At 59.2% G+C, this 17,322-nt stretch carries 16 protein-coding genes; 5 read left to right on the forward strand and 11 right to left on the reverse strand.

Going from position 1 to position 17,322, the window contains the following annotated elements:
- The first annotated feature begins 8 nt into the window (after positions 1 to 8).
- Positions 9 to 1,967: a DNA topoisomerase IV subunit B gene (gene parE / locus GOV38_RS04580; protein WP_171207771.1), complete on the forward strand. Its 1,959-nt coding sequence runs from the start codon at positions 9 to 11 to the stop codon at positions 1,965 to 1,967.
- A 573-nt stretch (positions 1,968 to 2,540) separates the two neighbouring features.
- Here the strand turns inward: parE and GOV38_RS04585 are convergent.
- From GOV38_RS04585 to GOV38_RS04620, 8 genes are all read right to left on the reverse strand, one after another.
- The gene (locus tag GOV38_RS04585) at positions 2,541 to 3,311 is read right to left on the reverse strand and encodes an alpha/beta hydrolase (RefSeq protein WP_171207772.1); all 771 of its coding nucleotides are present in this window, start codon (positions 3,309 to 3,311) and stop codon (positions 2,541 to 2,543) included.
- A gap of 58 nt (positions 3,312 to 3,369) precedes the next feature.
- Entirely contained in the window at positions 3,370 to 4,515 is a 1,146-nt protein-coding gene (locus GOV38_RS04590) for an iron-containing alcohol dehydrogenase (protein WP_171207773.1), read from the reverse strand.
- Positions 4,512 to 5,894 carry an aldehyde dehydrogenase family protein gene (locus GOV38_RS04595; protein ID WP_171207774.1) on the reverse strand — a complete coding sequence of 461 codons (1,383 nt, stop codon included), beginning with the start codon at positions 5,892 to 5,894 and terminating at the stop codon, positions 4,512 to 4,514. The genes GOV38_RS04590 and GOV38_RS04595 overlap by 4 nt, the downstream gene beginning before the upstream one ends.
- Positions 5,895 to 5,991: 97 nt before the next feature.
- Positions 5,992 to 7,341, reverse strand: a complete 1,350-nt coding sequence (locus GOV38_RS04600) for a glutamine synthetase family protein (protein WP_171207775.1) — start codon at positions 7,339 to 7,341, stop codon at positions 5,992 to 5,994.
- A gap of 54 nt (positions 7,342 to 7,395) precedes the next feature.
- Complete coding sequence (locus GOV38_RS04605) at positions 7,396 to 8,430, reverse strand: TRAP transporter substrate-binding protein (RefSeq protein ID WP_171128800.1); 1,035 nt, start codon at positions 8,428 to 8,430, stop codon at positions 7,396 to 7,398.
- A 53-nt stretch (positions 8,431 to 8,483) separates the two neighbouring features.
- On the reverse strand, positions 8,484 to 9,803 hold the full coding sequence (locus tag GOV38_RS04610) for a TRAP transporter large permease subunit (RefSeq protein ID WP_171207776.1): 1,320 nt from the start codon (positions 9,801 to 9,803) through the stop codon (positions 8,484 to 8,486).
- The gene (locus GOV38_RS04615) at positions 9,800 to 10,372 is read right to left on the reverse strand and encodes a TRAP transporter small permease subunit (RefSeq protein WP_171099227.1); all 573 of its coding nucleotides are present in this window, start codon (positions 10,370 to 10,372) and stop codon (positions 9,800 to 9,802) included. Before GOV38_RS04615 ends, GOV38_RS04610 begins: the two co-directional genes overlap by 4 nt.
- Positions 10,373 to 10,380: 8 nt before the next feature.
- Positions 10,381 to 11,166 (reverse strand): N-formylglutamate amidohydrolase, encoded by a 786-nt coding sequence (locus tag GOV38_RS04620; protein WP_171207777.1) that lies wholly within the window; start codon positions 11,164 to 11,166, stop codon positions 10,381 to 10,383.
- Between the two features lie 120 nt (positions 11,167 to 11,286).
- Here GOV38_RS04620 and GOV38_RS04625 point away from each other — a divergent pair, with 120 nt between their 5' ends.
- The gene (locus GOV38_RS04625; protein WP_371808493.1) at positions 11,287 to 12,156 is read left to right on the forward strand and encodes a MurR/RpiR family transcriptional regulator; all 870 of its coding nucleotides are present in this window, start codon (positions 11,287 to 11,289) and stop codon (positions 12,154 to 12,156) included.
- 832 nt (positions 12,157 to 12,988) lie between these two features.
- On the opposite strand, the gene GOV38_RS04635 is transcribed toward GOV38_RS04625, so the two are convergent.
- Complete coding sequence (locus GOV38_RS04635) at positions 12,989 to 13,663, reverse strand: TIGR04283 family arsenosugar biosynthesis glycosyltransferase (protein WP_171207778.1); 675 nt, start codon at positions 13,661 to 13,663, stop codon at positions 12,989 to 12,991.
- Positions 13,664 to 13,734: 71 nt separating this feature from the next.
- Between GOV38_RS04635 and GOV38_RS04640 the strand changes: the two genes are divergently transcribed.
- On the forward strand, positions 13,735 to 14,472 hold the full coding sequence (locus GOV38_RS04640; protein ID WP_171207779.1) for a folate-binding protein YgfZ: 738 nt from the start codon (positions 13,735 to 13,737) through the stop codon (positions 14,470 to 14,472).
- A gap of 86 nt (positions 14,473 to 14,558) precedes the next feature.
- The gene (locus GOV38_RS04645; RefSeq protein ID WP_171207780.1) at positions 14,559 to 15,503 is read left to right on the forward strand and encodes an ABC transporter transmembrane domain-containing protein; all 945 of its coding nucleotides are present in this window, start codon (positions 14,559 to 14,561) and stop codon (positions 15,501 to 15,503) included.
- A gap of 51 nt (positions 15,504 to 15,554) precedes the next feature.
- On the opposite strand, the gene efp is transcribed toward GOV38_RS04645, so the two are convergent.
- On the reverse strand, positions 15,555 to 16,118 hold the full coding sequence (efp, locus tag GOV38_RS04650; protein WP_171128793.1) for an elongation factor P: 564 nt from the start codon (positions 16,116 to 16,118) through the stop codon (positions 15,555 to 15,557).
- 219 nt (positions 16,119 to 16,337) lie between these two features.
- On the opposite strand from efp, the gene GOV38_RS04655 reads away from it, so the two are divergent.
- A complete protein-coding gene (locus GOV38_RS04655; protein ID WP_037310273.1) occupies positions 16,338 to 16,658 on the forward strand; it encodes a DUF6280 family protein in 321 nt (106 codons plus the stop codon).
- A 61-nt stretch (positions 16,659 to 16,719) separates the two neighbouring features.
- On the opposite strand, the gene GOV38_RS04660 is transcribed toward GOV38_RS04655, so the two are convergent.
- Positions 16,720 to 17,289, reverse strand: coding sequence for a cobalamin biosynthesis protein CobQ (locus tag GOV38_RS04660; protein WP_171207781.1), 570 nt, complete (start codon positions 17,287 to 17,289; stop codon positions 16,720 to 16,722).
- Positions 17,290 to 17,322 lie beyond the last annotated feature (33 nt).

Genomic DNA, 17,322 nt, shown 5'->3' on the forward strand with positions numbered 1-17,322 from the left:
CAGCCCCGATGCCAGACGATCTGTTGACGCCCAGTACCACCGCCACCTATGACGCCTCGTCCATCGAGGTGCTGGAAGGGCTGGAACCGGTCCGCAAACGCCCCGGCATGTATATCGGTGGCACGGATGAGCGCGCGCTGCATCACATGGTGGCCGAAATCCTCGACAACTCGATGGACGAAGCGGTCGCGGGCCATGCCAACCGGATTGAGGTCGAACTGCACGACGACTACGCCCTCACCGTGCGTGACAACGGGCGCGGCATCCCGATTGATCCGCATCCGAAATTCCCAGATAAATCCGCGTTGGAGGTGATCCTCTGCACCCTGCACGCAGGCGGCAAGTTCTCTGGCAAGGCCTATCAGACCTCGGGCGGTCTGCATGGTGTTGGGGCCTCGGTCGTTAACGCTCTGTCGGATTCGATGGTCGTGCAGGTGGCGCGGGACAAGCAGCTGTTCGAACAACGGTTTTCGCGCGGCATCCCGCTGGGTCCCGTTGAAAAAGTTGGCGCCGCCCCCAACCGGCGCGGCACCACTGTGACCTTCCACGCCGACCCGGATATCTTCGGCCATCACCGGTTCAAACCGGCGCGGCTGTTCAAGTCCATCCGCTCCAAGGCCTATCTGTTCTCGGGCGTTGAAATCCGTTGGAAATCCGCCATCGACGACGGAGAAACCCCGACCGAAGCCACATTCCACTTCCCCGGCGGGTTGTCGGATTATCTCAAAGAAACGATGAACGGCTCGTCCACCTATGCCGAGCAGCCCTTTGCCGGTACCGTAGACTTTCAGGAGAAATTCAACACCCCCGGCAAGGTCGAATGGGCGATCAACTGGACGCCCTCGCGCGACGGGTTCATCCAATCCTATTGTAACACCGTCCCCACCCCCGAAGGCGGCACCCATGTGGCGGGATTCTGGGCCGCGATCCTCAAGGGGATCAAGGCCTATGGTGAGCTGATCAACAACAAGAAAGCGGGCCAGATCACCCGCGATGACCTGATCACCGGCGGCTGCGCTCTGGTCAGCTGTTTCATCCGCGAGCCCGAATTTGTCGGCCAGACCAAAGACCGGCTGGCCACGGTCGAGGCGCAGCGGCTGGTCGAAAACGCCGTGCGCGACCATTTCGACAACTGGCTGGCCGCTGACACGAAATCCGCAGGCGCCATCCTCGACTTCCTCATCCTGAGGGCCGAAGAACGCCTGCGCAGGCGGGCCGAGAAGGAAACACAACGCAAGTCCGCCACTAAGAAACTTCGTCTTCCCGGCAAGTTGGTGGACTGTTCCAGTTCAACACGCGACGGCACCGAATTATTCATTGTCGAGGGCGACTCGGCGGGCGGGTCGGCCAAGATGGGGCGCGACCGCAAAACGCAGGCCCTGCTGCCCCTGCGCGGTAAAATCCTGAACGTGCTGGGCGCGGCCAGTTCAAAACTGGGCACCAATGCCGAGATCAACGACCTGACGCAGGCCTTAGGCGTGGGGCTTGGCACCAAGTTCAACGTCGACGACCTGCGCTATGACAAGATCATCATCATGACCGACGCGGATGTGGACGGGGCGCATATCGCCTCGCTGCTGATGACATTCTTCTTCACCCAGATGCGTCCGATGATTGACGCAGGCCACCTCTATCTGGCCTGCCCGCCCCTCTATCGCCTCACCCAAGGCGCCAAACGCGTCTATTGTCTGGACGAGGCTGAGCGGGACGAATGGCTTGAGAAAGGTCTGGGCGGCAAAGGCAAGATCGACGTGTCCCGCTTCAAGGGTCTGGGCGAAATGGACGCCAAAGACCTGAAAGAAACCACGATGGATCCGGCATCCCGCAAACTGATCCGCGTCACGATTGATGAGGATGAACCCGGCGAAACCGGCGATCTGGTCGAGCGCCTGATGGGCAAGAAACCCGAACTGCGGTTCCAGTATATTCAGGAGAACGCGCGGTTTGTGGAGGAGTTGGATGTTTGAAGGGTTTGCCCCTTGAACCACCATATTTAGTACCTAGATAACACGCACCCACACAAGTGTGGGAGAAAGGAGCGCCCTTTGTTTGGACGCTTTTTTGTTTCTCCCTGACTTGAAGCGGTAGGTTCGCCGACTTGCCGGAGTGCCCAAACGGGACAACGGGTAAGGAATAAATTGACGCCTTGGTGCGGCGAAACCGAGGTCTGCAAATTAGGCGATAACCGCCCTGATGGACCGGCTCAAACCCGGCAACCTGATGTGGAGGTAGGGTTCGCCTTCCCGCAGATAAGTTCTGAGACGTCTCGTCTGGGCGCTCGTGTGACGGAACTGGAGTCCTTTGGCGGAGCCGAGGGGTGGCTCGCGGTTAGATCATCTGAAAGAGACGAGACGCCGCGCCCATTCAGGTGGAGTTTCGGCACGTAATCTTGCGACGCGATACACAACCCTCGCGCCCGGCCCGAGGGAGGGTGCGGAACGCGCCCGCCCTGGGGGCGGGTCGGGCGCGTGCTTGATGCTTTGCATCAAGCATTGTGTGGATAATGCGGGACATCTCCACAAGCGCGGTTGAAACCCTGTTCAGGGGATTTTCTCCCCCAACCACTCCGCAATCTGCCCGGCAGGCCCTTCCCATCCCGGCTCCATGAACAGAAAATGCGCGTGGCCTGAGGCGGGCAGGAACGTCGCGCGGTCTCCGTAGAGCTTCGCCAGCGCGCGGCAGGTGTTGGGGTTCACCGCCCGGTCCTCGGTGCCCGACACGATCAGAACCGGGCAGTCGACCTTGTCGATCTCCACCTTCATCGCGTGGTGGTCGTCAAACATCCAAAAGAACATCTCGAACATCACCCGCCCGCTTTCCGGGCCAAGCTGGTCGAACACCGCGTGCTGCTGCGCCTCGGGCAGTTTGTTCAGCGCAAAGGGGGCCATCAGGTCGAACTCGACGCGCATGGGCTGTTTCCAGAACGCCCCGCCCTCCATCAACGCGCGTGGCACGGCGCGTTCGTCGTCGGTTTCCGGCAAGGTCCCCCAAGCGGCATTCGGGTTGATCAACACAATCGCGCTGGCCAACCCCCGAGACGCCACCTGCTGCGCCACAACGCCCGCAATGGCATGGCCCAGCAGCACCGGCTTGCTGTCCATCCCCTGTACGAATTCAGCGATGTCATTGGCATAGTCCATCACGCTGGTGTCGGTCAGGCCCGGATCAGGCTCGGCCTTGGGATCACCGCCATGAAAGCGCAGCGCGGGCGTATGGACCGTCCAACCGCGCGCCCGGAAAAAGCCTGCGTAATCCTCCATGCACCACGGGCCCGCAAAGGCGCCGTGGATCAGAACAATCTCTTTGGTCATGCAAATCTCCCTCACCTGCGTGCAGAGTGCAGGATGAGGGAGGGTGCGCGCAAGAGGGTCAGAGCGCAGTCTTGAAGAGCGCGGTCAGATTATCCTCGGTCAGCTCAATCGGGTTGCCGCCGCAAGAGGGATCGGTGATCGCGCCTTTGACCAGCTCGGGGATCGCACCCTCAGTCACGCCCAGATCGGACAGCGTGCGGGGAATGCCCAACGCGTCATTGAACTCCTGCACAAAGGCGCGGAACCCGTCAAAGCCGCCCTCGATCCCCAGATAGGCGGCCGCCTGCTGGAACCGGTCGGCAATGGCCGGCGCGTTGAAGTCCAGCACCGCAGGCATGCAGACCGCATTGGTCGTGCCGTGATGGGTGTTGAACACTGCGCCGATGGGGTGGCTCATCGCATGGATCGCGCCCAGACCCTTCTGGAAGGCGGTTGCCCCCATGGCCGCCGCGCTCATCATCTGGGCGCGGGCCTCGATATCGGTGCCATCGGCATAGGCGCGCGGCAGGTAGTCCTTGACCAACCGCATTCCTTCCAGCGCGATGCCCTGAGACATGGGGTGGTAATGCGGGCTGCTGAACGCCTCGACACAATGGGCGAAGGCATCGAGCCCGGTGCCTGCGGTGATGAATTTGGGCATCCCCACAGTCAGCTCCGGGTCGCAGATCACGACCGAGGGCAGCACCTTGGGGTGAAAGATGATCTTTTTGGCATGGGTCTGGGAATTGGTGATGACGCTTGCGCGACCGACTTCCGAGCCGGTCCCGGCGGTGGTCGGCACCGCAATGATCGGCGCAATGGCGTCGGCATCGGCACGGGTCCACCAATCGCCAATGTCCTCGAAATCCCAGACCGGGCGTGTCTGACCGGACATGAAGGCCACCATCTTGCCCAGATCCAGGCCCGAGCCACCACCAAAGGCGATCACCCCATCGTGGCCTCCGGCCTTATATGCAGTCACCCCGGCATCCAGGTTCTGCTCATTGGGGTTCGGGTCCACATCGCTGAACAGGCCGCGCCCCAGACCGGCGGCCTCCAGAATGTCCAGCGTCGCCGCAGTGATCGGCAGATCGGCCAGCCCTTTGTCCGTGACCAGCAGCGGGCGCTTGATCCCGGCTGCGGCGCAGGCCTCGGGCAATTCCTTGATACGTCCCGCACCGAATTTGATCGCGGTCGGATAGGACCAGTTTCCAACAAGGCTCATGATGTGACTTTCTTCAGATGGTAGGATTTGGGGCGGGTCAGGTTGTGATAGCCGATCACTGACAGGCCACCGCCCCGCCCGGTATTCTTGCAGCCGGTCCAGCACAGGCCCGGATCCAGATAGTCGGCGCGGTTCATGAACACGGTTCCGGTCTCGATCTGATCACCCACCCGCGCCGCGCGGTCCACATCTCGTGTCCAGAGGCTGGCCGTCAGGCCAAACTCGCTGTCATTCATCAATTCAATGGCTTCAGCGTCGGATGAGACTTTCATGATCCCGACGACCGGGCCAAAACTCTCATCCCGCATCACCCGCATGTCATGGGTCACGTTGGTCAGGATTTGGGGCGTCAGATAAGCCCCGCCATCATCCTCCGGGAAGGTCTCGATATGCGCCACGGCCCCATCGGCGACAGCTTCGGCAATCTGTGCGCGCACCTCATCGGCAAAACGCACATTGACCACCGGCCCTATCGTCGTCTCGGGGTCCAAAGGGTTGCCCAGCTTGTATCCCTGCACGATCTCGACAGCGCGAGCGAGGAACGCGTCGAATAGGCTTTCGTGCACGTAGATCCGTTCGATGCCGCAACAGCACTGACCTGAATTGAACATTGCGCCGTCTATCAGCGTCTCAACGGCTGCTTCCAGATCAGCGTCCTCCATGACATAGCCCGGATCCTTGCCGCCCAGCTCGGTCCCAACACCGGTAAAGGTCCCGGCAGCGGCGCGCTCCATCGCCTGCCCGCCACCGACAGAGCCGGTGAAGTTTACGAAATCAAACGCCCGTCCAGCGATCAGATCGCTGGTCACGTCATGGCTCAGAAATACGTGCTGGAACACATCCTCGGGCACCCCGGCGGCATGGAGTGCCTGCGCCATCCGTTCGCCCACCAACAGGGTCTGCGTCGCGTGTTTCAGCACCACAGCATTGCCCGCAATCAGGGCCGGGGCCACCGTGTTGATCGCGGTCATGTAAGGATAGTTCCAGGGCGCCACTACAAACACCACGCCATGCGGTATGCGTTTGATGTAGCGCCGGAACGTCTCATCCTCACCCACCGCAATATCCGCCAACGCCCGCTCGGCGATTTCGGCCATATAGCTGGCCCGCTCATTGAACCCGCCAAACTCACCACCATAGCGCACGGGCCGCCCCATCATCTGGGCCAGTTCCGGTACGATTTCATCATTCATCGCGCCCACTGCGGCGACGCCTGCCATGACAAGATCGACACGTTCCTGCAAAGGCCGCGCTGCCCAATCCGCCTGCGCCGCTCGTGCGCGCCCCGCCGCTGCAAACGCCGCATCACGCGTCAGAACTTCGCGCTCGGCAAAAACCGATCCATCGATCGGTGAGATACACCTCAGTATTTGAGCCATCTCAACCTCTTGAATACGTGCGGGGACTACCCCGCCTAATCTTCCCTAAGATACTCTCGCCGAAGGCACCGGGCGCGCAGCGACCGGACCAGCGAGGTTACGCACGCTCAAACCCGCGAGCAATTTCCCAATCGGTCACAACGCGCGCAAACTCTTCGATCTCGACCTCAGCCGCACGCGCATAGTGGTCGACCACATCATCTCCCATCGCTGCCCGCAGCATCGCAGACCCGTGCAACGCATCCCGTGCAGCACCCAGATTGCCCGGGATCATGCCGGTGTCGCCCTGATAAACATCGCCAGTCGCGGCAGGTTGCAGCTCCAGACCCTCCTCAATCCCGGCAATTCCGGCAGCCAGCATGCCCGCCATAGCCAGATAGGGGTTCATGTCCGAGCCCGGGATCCGGCACTCCACCCGCACCGCCTTGGTGCCATCGCCGCACAGACGGAACCCTGCGGTGCGATTGTCCACCGACCAGATGATCCGCGTCGGCGCAAAGGTTCCCTTCATGAAGCGTTTGTAGCTGTTGATGTAGGGCGCCATGAAATACGTATAATCCGGCGCATATTTCAGCAGCCCTGCCATATAGCTTTTCATCACTGCCGACATGCCCAGCGCGTCGGATTTATCGTAAAATGAGGGCTGCCCGTCAGCCCAGAGCGACTGATGCACATGGGAGGAACTGCCCACTTTGTCGTGATGCCATTTCGGCAGGAAAGTCGCCGCATGGCCGTGCTGCCAGGCGATCTCTTTCACTGCGTTCTTGGCAATCGAGTGATATTCGGCCGTCTCCATCGCAGGCGCGTATTTGATGTTGAGCTCTTCCTGCCCGGTCTCGGCCTCACCCTTGGAGTTCTCAACCGGTATGCCCGCATCCCACAGATGATTGCGGATCGGGCGCATCACATGTTCTTCCTTGGTGGTCTGCAGGATGTGATAATCCTCGTTATAGCCCGAGATCGGTGCCAGATCGCGGAAGCCGTCCTTGCGGTTCTCGTCAAAGCTCTTCTCGAACAGGAAAAACTCCAGCTCGGTGGCGCACATTGCGTCATAGCCCATCGCCTTCAACCGCTTGACCTGTTTCTTCAGGATCGAGCGTGGGGCGTGGGGCACATCCTGATGTGTATGGTGATCCAGCACATCGCACATCACCATCGCGGTCCCTTCCAGCCACGGCACCGGGCGCAGGGTGCTGAGGTCGGGCTTCATGACATAATCGCCATAGCCCCGTTCCCAACTGGTTGCGGCATAGCCATCGGGCGTGCCCATCTCAAGATCGGTGGCAAGCAGGTAGTTGCAGCAATGGGTTTCCTGCCACGCACCGGCCACGAAATGACCTGCATGAAAGCGTTTGCCCATCAACCGGCCCTGCATGTCGACCATGCAGACCAGCACAGTGTCGATGTCCCCGGCAGAAACCAGCGCCTTGAGATCGTCCAGTGTCATATCACCCTCATTCCCTTGTGGTCAGGGCAGGCGCAGCCGCCTGCCCCGCTTGTCCTAGCCGTAACGGTAAGGCCGCCCGGCCTTGAGCATTTCGGCATTATAACGCTTGAAGATGTCAACGACCTTGGCCTTGGTCTCGGATTCAGCGGCAATTTCGTCCCAGAACTTCACAGCCGCCTCTTCGACGGTTGCCCATTCTTCATCCGGAATGGTGGTCAGCTGCATCTTGGTGCCGTTGACCCGCAGGTTGGCCTCACCGCCCCAATACCACCACTGGCGGTAATAGTGCGACTGATCACAGCACACCTTGAACAGGGTCTGCAAATCTTCAGGCAACTCATTCCAACGGTCCATATTGGCAAAGAAGTGCCCTGCCCAGGCGCCCGAGATGTTGTTGGTCAGGAAATAGTTGGTCACATCGGCCCAACCGACAGTGTAATCCTCGGTAATACCTGACCAGGCGATGCCGTCCAGCTCACCGGTCTGCACCGCGACCTCGATGTCTTCCCAAGGCAGGGTGACCGGTACAACGCCGAACTGCGACAGGAACCGGCCCGCCGTCGGGAAGGTAAAGACACGCTTGCCTTTCATATCCTCCAGCGAGTTGATCGGGTCTTTAGTGGCAAAATGGCACGGATCCCAGGCCCCGGCGCTGATATGTTTGACGCCGACCTTCGAGTATTCCTCATCCCAGATCTCGTTCAGGCCCCACTGGTTGAACAGCACCGGCACGTCCAGCGAATAGCGCGAGGCAAAGGGGAAATAGCCGCCGAACACGGTGACCTCGGTGGGTGACGCCATCGAGTCATCATCCGATTGCACCGCATCGATTGTGCCGCGCTGCATGGCGCGGAACAGCTCGCCCGTTGGGACCAGCTGATCGGCATAGAACAGCTCGATCTGCATCCGGTCACCAGCGATCTTGTTGAACATCTCAATCGCCGGGTCGATCACATGCGCGGCCAGTGCGGGGCCCGCATAGGTCTGCATGCGCCAGGTGATCGTGCTTTGCGCCAGAGCCGGCGCGGCCAGTGGTGCTGCGGCAACGCCCACCCCGGCGGTTTTCAGAAACTTACGTCTTGTTGTCATGTCAATTTCCTCTCTGTTGAAGTTTCACGTGCCCGTTCGCGGGGCCTTCTTCTTTAATTTCCATAGACATATCCGGGCAGCCACAGGGCCAGGTCCGGGAACACCATGATGATGATCAGAGCCAGGATCATCACACCGACGAAGGGGATGATCGAGCGATAGATGTCCTTCAACCCGATCTCGGGCGGGGCCATCGCGCGCATCAGGAACAGGTTATAGCCGAAGGGCGGTGTCATATAGGCGATCTGGGTGGTGATCGTATAGAGCACCCCGTACCAGATCAGATCAAAGCCCAGAATGCCCACAAGCGGCACATAAAGCGGGGCCACAATCACCAGCATCGCGGTGTCGTCCAGAAACGTGCCCATGACGATAAAGCTGAGCTGCATCAGGATCAGGATCAACCAGGGCGACAGGCCCAAACGCTCGGTGAAGAGGTTGTCGATGGCCCTGACTGCACCCAGCCCGTCGAACACCGCGCCAAAACCCAGCGCCGCCAGGATGATCCACATGAACATACAGGAAATCGCCAGCGTCTGTTTGGTGCAAGTCTCGAATATCTTCCACGTCATCCGACGCTTGACGACCGAGACAATGAGCGCCGTCAGCGCCCCGATGGCCGAGCTTTCCACCAGCGAAGTCCAACCGTTTACAAAGGGCACCATCATCGCGGCGAAGATGATCAGCGGCAGCGCCCCTGCCCCGAGCAGCCGGATCTTTTCGGCCCGCGGCACCTCATGCGCATCTTCCATTGCGGGGCCCAGATGCGGCTGAAGGCGGCAACGGATCCAGATATAGAGGATGAACATCCCTGCCATCATCAGACCCGGTACAATTCCAGCCAACCAAAGCTGCCCCACCGGCTGTCGCGCGATCATCGCGTACAGTACCAGCACCACCGAAGGTGGCACCAGAATACCCAGGCTCGATCCGGCCTGAATCACGCCTGTCACCATCGTCTTGTCATAGCCGCGCCGCAGCAGTTCGGGCAGCGCGATGGTGGCCCCGATGGCCATACCCGCAACGCTGAGGCCATTCATGGCCGAGACCAGCACCATCAACCCGATCGTCCCAATCGCCAGCCCGCCATTCACTGGCCCCATCCACACATGGAACATGCGATAGAGATCGTCCGCCAATCGGCTTTCGGACAGCACATAGCCCATGAAGATGAACATCGGCAGAGTCAGCAGCGGGTACCATTTCATCAGCTTCATCGCCGCAGAAAAGGTAATGTCCTGCCCGCCCGTGCCCCACAGGGCCAGCGCAGCAATGGTTGCCACCGCGCCGATGGCCCCGAATACGCGCTGTCCGGTGAACAGCATCAGCATCATCGAGGCGAACATGAAAATGGCGATATAGTCCTGGCTCATGCCCGCCGCACCCCGATCTCCTGCCCGTTGATCCGGGCTATGTCTTTGAAGAATTCCGACACCGCTTGCAGCAGCATCAGGAAAAAGCCCAGCACCATGATCGCCTTGATCGGCCAGATATAGGGGCGCCACGCGGTCGAAGACCGTTCCAGCCGCCCGATCTCTTCACTGCCGGTCAGCAAGCCGGTGAAATAGGCAACCGGTTCGGTGCCCCAATAGCCAAGGCTATAGGCGGTCGAGCCCAGCCCGCCGTAAAACAGCACGCCCAGATAAAGGATCAGCAGCAGCACGGTGAAGGCGTCGAACCAGGCTTTCCGGCGCGGGCTCCAGTTGTGATAAAACAGATCCATCCGCACGTTCGACCCCAGCTGGATCGAATAGGGCCCGCCCATGATGTAATAGGTCACCATCGCGAACTGAGCCATTTCCAGCGTCCAGAGCGAGGGCAGAAAGAAGGTTTTCGAGATCGACGACCACAGCAGGATGCCCATCATCACAAAGAGGCCCCACATCATCACACGTCCGATCCGGTAGTTCACCGCATCAACGACGCGCACATATGCCGCCATCGCCTTGATCACGAAGCGTCCTCCGCGTTCAGGGCAGTCAGCGTGGTCTTGATCCATGGAACCAGGCAATCAGCTGCGGCTTGTTGTTGCGTTGGTGTTTGGATCAGGTCGTTGCGGATCTCGATCATCACATTCAACAGCCCGTTGCGCAGGCCCTGCACATCCAGCGTGTGCGCGACACCATCTGCCGCTGAATAAGGCTCATTCAGCCGCGTGACATAGGGAAGCTTCGCAGGCGCGTGTGCGATCATCGCCGCCGCGAACCGGCTATCGGCACCATGCAACAAGCCCAGTTCAACCTGTCGCTTCTGGCCTTTGAAAACAGGTGTGAAACTGTGGACGGTCACCATCAACTGCAACGACGTTCGGTTCCGCTTAACTTCATCGGATAACGTCTTGGAAAAAGGCAGGTAAACCTGTTCAACGCGCTCGACCCTGTCGACGGATGACATCGCTGCGTTCACCGGCACGTCAACATCTTCGCTGCGCGCGGGCATTGCGTCAACGGCCTCGGGCGGGCGATTGCAATCATAGACCAGCCGAGACACGCCACCAAAGATCAGGCTTGCCGACAACTGACGCGCCATATTCCGGGCCACCGGCAAAGCGCCCGGGTCCCAGGCAATATGGCTGCGCAATGCTTCTGCCCCCACGCCCATGTCGCCCAAAAACTCAGGCACCCGGTTCGAGGCGTGTTCACACACAACGATTACCGAGGGCGCATCGCCGCTCTGCTCGGCAAAGACGACCGGGCCAAATCCGGGTTTGGTGTGATGTGATTCCAACTGCGCCATGGGAAAAATCTCCACATCCGCAGTTCACCTGTCAATAATTTTCCTGTACAAAAACTTGCAACCCAAGTCATGATGTTAAAAATTGTACAGAACACGACGTTCGCTGAAGGAGAGACACTCGTGCGGGTAACAGAAACACTGATGGCCCACCGCGAAGAGATGACGCCGTCTGAACGTCAATTGGTCAGTGTTTTGCTGGATGACTATCCTATGGCAGGGCTGGGCAGCATCACCGAGCTGGCCAGTGTCGCCTCTGTCTCGACAACGACAGTGGCGCGCATGCTACAAAAGACCGGTTTTGGCGGCTATCCGCAGTTTCAGGCCGCTGTGCGCGCCGAGGTGAAAGAGATGATCTCAGGCCCGGAGGACAAGCGTGACGTCTGGCAAAACGATCTGCCGGAAGAGCATATTCTGAACCGGTATTCGCAGCAGGCCCTGGAAAACCAGAAACGGACCATTGACGAGATCGATCCTGACGAGTTCGACAACCTCTGTCGCATGCTGTGCGATCCTGATCGCCGCATCTTCATCACCGGTGGACGTATCACCGGGGCGCTGGCGCGCTACCTCTACCTGCACTTACAAATGATCCGCCCGGACGTGAAGATGCTGTCGGACGCGGTGTCCTGGACGCATGATCTGCTGGAAGTGCGTGATGGGGATGTTTTGGTGGCCTTGGATGTGAGGCGTTACGAGAATACGACCTTGCTGATCGGCCAACTGTGCCACGAACGCGGCGCCGAGGTTGTTCTGCTGACGGACCAATGGCGCTCGCCCATTCATCGGTTGGCGAAACATACCTTTGCGGCCCGCATCGCGGTGCCTTCGGCGTGGGATTCGATGTCGGCGCTTATCGTCCTGTTGGAATGCGTGATTGCCGAGATGCAGGAAAGGCTTTGGGACAGTGTGAAAGACCGGACTGACGCGCTGGAACAGGCCTTTGATCGCACGCGATTGTTCCGAAAATTCGGCCAAAGTTCAGGGTCTTAAATCCTTCACAACTTACAACACTGCGTGAGCACGGTTGCCAGCGCCGGGATAGATCGTAAACTCCGGCCCATGAGCTTTATTACTGACAACCAATTGCCCCTGCTGATCCTGTTTTTCCTGATCGGACTGGTGGGTACTGGCTTTCTGTTTCGCAAACCAGCAGGGCATCGAGCCTGGAAGCTGGCTGACCTGGTCTGGGTCGTGCTGGGCGGAATCGGTGCATTGGTTGCCGTTCTGGCGGGGCTTTACACCTCGGACAGTTCCAGGCTGGATCGCCAGATTGACGTCGCTTATGCGGCCACGCTGGCCTTTGACCGCGATGCAGCGCGGTTCCGCTTGCGATTTTGCGACCCTGCCTATGACCCGGACACCGGAGTTTTATGCGAAAAGGTCGAGTTTTTGTCGGCATCGACCGCCAGCAACTCGGAACTGCCCTTGTTCATCGAGGTCACAAATGAAGTCGCCCCGTTGCAGGGGCTGCACTTCTTGTTCGGCGGAAGCTCAAAAGATGACATGGAAGAGGCGCGTGACATGGCCGCCAAAGTCGACGCGTTCAGCATCGACCAGTTTCTGGTCTTCACCTCGCTTGACGAGGAAACACAGGTGGCAATCGACAATATGCGGCGCAAAGTGCCCGCAATTGCAGGAGATTACCTGATCCTCGCCCAAAGTTATGACGACCTGATCGAACAGGTTGGCAAGCTCAAGGATGAATGGGAATACCTTCAGGCCAACGCACATATTCTGGTGCTGCAGATCGTCGCTTTGTGCCTGGTCAGCTTCGCCGCGCCCTTCCGTCTGGGCAAGTCGATTGTCGAGCTTCGCACTGCCTTCAACGACGATATGCCCGTGCCAGTTTCTGAGGATCAGCCCCCAGAAAATACAGCGCCAGAGTCCACAGATTCCGAGCGCCGCGACGCAGCCAGCCCTGACGGGTATAGCGTTCCGCACTCGTGACCGCGTCACAGCGCAGCGACGTGACAGCTGGCAAGGCCCGCACCAGGGCCACATCCTCCATCAAAGGCTGATCGGGATACCCGCCTGCCCCGTCGTAATCCGTCTTTCGAACCAGTAGCGCCTGATCGCCGTAAGGCAGGCCCAATACCCGGCTTCGCAGGTTCGCCCATCCGGCAACAATACGCGGCGCCATGCCCTGCGCGCGAAAACGCAACCGAAAACAGGCCGGTTGGCCCGTGGACAAGTGTTGCGACACAAACGCGGTCCAGCCCTGCTGCAACTCGGTATCCGCATGCAGCACCAACAACCACTCCGAGGTTGCTGCGGCGCATCCCCGGCGCAACTGCCCCCCGCGCGACGGAGCACCTTGCAAGATCAGCGCCCCTGCATCGTCGGCAATGTCCAGTGTCAGATCGCTGGACCCGCCGTCACTGACGATCACCTGCCGGATCAGACCTTCCTGCACCCCTTCGTAAAGGGCCATGAACACCCGCGGCAGGCTGTCTGCGGCGTTCAGGGTGGGAATGACAACACTGATCGGTGCGGGCACGTCTGTTACCTCTGGTCTTGGCGGCGCGAACTCCTATATCACGGGGCCAAGGCAAATGACGAGGATCAACCATGCCCAATCGCCGCATCTTTCGTCTGTCCGGCGCGGACACTGACAGTTTCCTGCAAGGTCTGATCACCAATGACATTGAGGGCCTGGCGGATGGGCTGGTCTATGCCGCGCTGTTGACGCCTCAGGGCAAGTATCTGGCCGATTTCTTTCTGAAACGGGACGGAGACGCGGTTCTGCTGGACGTGGCTGAGACATTGGCAGACGGGCTGCAAAAGCGGCTGGCCATGTACAAGCTGCGCGCGGATGTAACGATCGAACCCTCGGGCTTGAACCTGCAACGCGGCACCGGTCCTGCACCAGCAGGTGCCCTGCCCGATCCAAGGCATAAAGACATGGGCTGGCGGGCCTATACCGAGGCCGCCGAAGCCCATGACGGCACCGACTGGGATGCGATCCGGGTACGCCATGGCATCCCCGAAACCAACATCGAATTGACGCCAGACAGCTATATCCTTGAATCCGGCTTCGAAGACTTCAACGGCGTCGACTTCAAAAAGGGCTGCTATGTCGGGCAGGAAGTCACGGCCCGCATGAAGCACAAGACCGAGCTGCGCAAAGGGCTGCGCGTCGTAGAAATCTCAGGGGCTGCCCCAGCGGGCACTCAGATCACGACCGACGGCAAACCTGTTGGCACGCTGTTTACCCAATCTGGCGGCAAAGCGATTGCCTATCTGCGTTTCGACCGCGCCGGTGGAGAGATGCAGGCCGCAGACGCAACGCTGCGCCTGGTTGAGTGAACGCGGCCAACTAAGCCCCGGATAAGATTTGAATATGACCCTATGTGCTGTCAGACTGGGCAAAGTTCAGTAACGCGAGCGCAGACATGTTCAAACTCTATCGCGCGATCTGGCGGGCCAGCGCAGGACGGCAGATCATCCTGATCGTGCTGTCGATCGCAATCGCAGCCCTCGCCGCCGTTCCCTTGGAATTCCAGCGCGATATTGTGAACCATCTGACATCTGATGATGTCAGCGGTGACCGTCTGTTGCTTCTGGGAAGCGGCATGATGGCCGTAATCCTGCTCAGCCTTGCCCTGAAATGGCTGTTGGGCTACCGCGCCGGAACGCTGGGTGAGGATTTGATCCGCATGATCCGACAGCGTTTGCTTGTGCGGGCGACGGATCTCACCGAATCTGGTGAGTCCTTTCGCAAGGGGACCATGACCACCGCCATTTCAGCCGAGGCGGAGGAGCTGGGTAAATTTGCCGGTGGTGCGTTTTCTGATCCCGTGGTTCAGATCGGCACCCTGATCAGTGTCATAGGATATATCTCGTCGACCCAACCCGGCCTGGGCCTGATCGCGTTTTCGATGATCGTGCCGCAGATCGTCATCGTATTGATATCGCAACGGAAAGTGAATGTCTTCGTGGCAGAGCGTGTCCGTATTTTGCGTGGGGCGACAGACAAACTGACGACAGAGCAAATTGACCAGATTGCGACAGAGATTGACGCTCAATTCGACGAAATCTTCGAAACACGACGCAAGATGTTTCTGTGGAAGCTTTCCGCCAAATTCCTGCTAAGCGTCATCAACGGAGCGGGAACCGTAGGGATTCTGATGCTGGGCGGGTATCTGGTGATGGACGGAAAGACCGATGTCGGAACGGTGGTTGCCGCCACCAGCGGGCTTACGCGTATTCAGGGACCGACGGCGTTTCTGATCGCGTTTTACAGGCAAGTCAGCGCAAACCGCATCAAATACGAGCTGATGCTGGAACTGTTTGGCCCGAACCCGGAACGCTATCGCCGGATCGGGCACCATTCGTAGAAAAGACCGCCCCGGCCAAAGCCATGCGGTCTTGTCGGTAAGATATCCGGATCAGGCGCGTTCCGAGTATTCCATGGTCTCGGTATTCACCACGATCATCTCATCCTGACCGATAAAGGGTGGCACCATAACCTTAACGCCATTGTCCAGCACAGCTGGTTTGAACGAGTTCGCAGCGGTCTGCCCTTTCACCACCGGCTCGGTCTCGACAATCTTGCAGGTTACTTTCTGAGGCAGCGTCGCGTTCAATGCTTCGCTTTCATAGAACTCCACCACAATGGTCATGCCATCCTGCAAAAACGGGCGGCGTTCCCCCAACAGATCGGCGGGCAGTTCGATCTGCTCATAGGTTTCGGAGTCCATGAACACCAACATGCCGTCGGATTCGTAGAGGAACTGCTGATCTTTCTGCTCCAGACGCACACGCTCAACCTTGTCCGCAGACCGGAACCGTTCGTTCAGCTTCGATCCATTGCGCAGGTTGCGCAGTTCGACCTGTGCAAAAGCGCCACCTTTTCCGGGCTTTACGTGATCAACTTTTACAGCAGCCCACAGCCCGTCATTATGCTCAAGCACATTGCCGGGGCGAATTTCGTTCCCATTTATCTTGGGCATGACATAAATCCTTCACAAACGGTTGATGCGTCAGTTGTCGTCCCTATATCTGGCGTGGCTACACCTGGCAAGACAACGAAACCTAGTGCTGCAGGTGCAGCAAGCCATGCAAATGACGCAACGTAGTTATGCAAATTAGGTGTATCCGAATCGCAACTAATCGGTCATAAGAACCGTCACGCCGAAAATTGCAAGAGCAAGAAAAACAAGGAAGACGAGATGAGAGATTTCGTTGACGGCACTGCCTTTAACAACGAGCAAGGCAATCGTGCACGCAAACTTTTCGCGGCTGTTGTGTTGGCCGCACTGGACGACGCCATTGCGGATGACAAAAAATATGGCAATGGCCCGGAACAAATCGCCCGCTGGGCACGCTCGCGCGATGGGCGCGAAGTGCTGTCTTGCGCAGGTATCGACCCCAATGAGCGGGTTGTCAGCGGACTGATGGAGTTCGTTGGCCGTGGTGTGCGCACATCCGTTGCGCTGTCGCGTGAAGAAAGCGAGCGTCGGAACGCCGCGCAGCAGGCCGAAGCCGCCTGATCACCGTCTCAAACGGACGAAAAAACGCGCCCCTGTCATCGGGGTGCGTTTTTCTTTGGGCTCAGAAAAACAAAAGCCATTGCCGTGCAACCCACAACTCGGCCAATAGAAGCGCGCCAAAAAACAGTTTGGCGCCAGGTGTCAGGCCGCGCAGCCACAACGCCCCATAAGCCGCCATGCAGGCGAGCGCCAAAACCGGCGCCACCCAGAACGCGTGATGACTGTTGTCCCAATAACTGACAGGGCTGTGAAACACCCAACCGCTGAATGGCCAGAACTGCGGGCGACCGTCGCCGGCATGCAGCACAAAGTCAGTGAGCAAGTGCAATAGCCCAGCGCCTGCCCCCAGCACCACCAGACGCCAACCGCGCCAGATTCCGATCAGCAGGGCCAGCCCCCACAGCAGAAACGAATTGTCGATGGCAAACACAGTTTGCCAGGCGGTTGAGAAATAGAGCTCTCGGAACACAACCTGCGGCGGGATCGCCAGAACATGCAGCGAAATCCCCGCCATTAGATAAAGCGAAAGATCAGGCAGCAACGATCCGATCAGTACAGCGGCCAGCACGCGCCCTTTCGCTGGGCGGGCAAAGACAGCGGCCCCAATCAAAAGATGCGCAGGCGTGTTCAACTTGTGCTTTTCCTTTGCCTGCAAATCAGGTCA

This window comes from Ruegeria sp. HKCCA5839 (assembly GCF_013035585.1).
Taxonomy (GTDB): domain Bacteria; phylum Pseudomonadota; class Alphaproteobacteria; order Rhodobacterales; family Rhodobacteraceae; genus Ruegeria.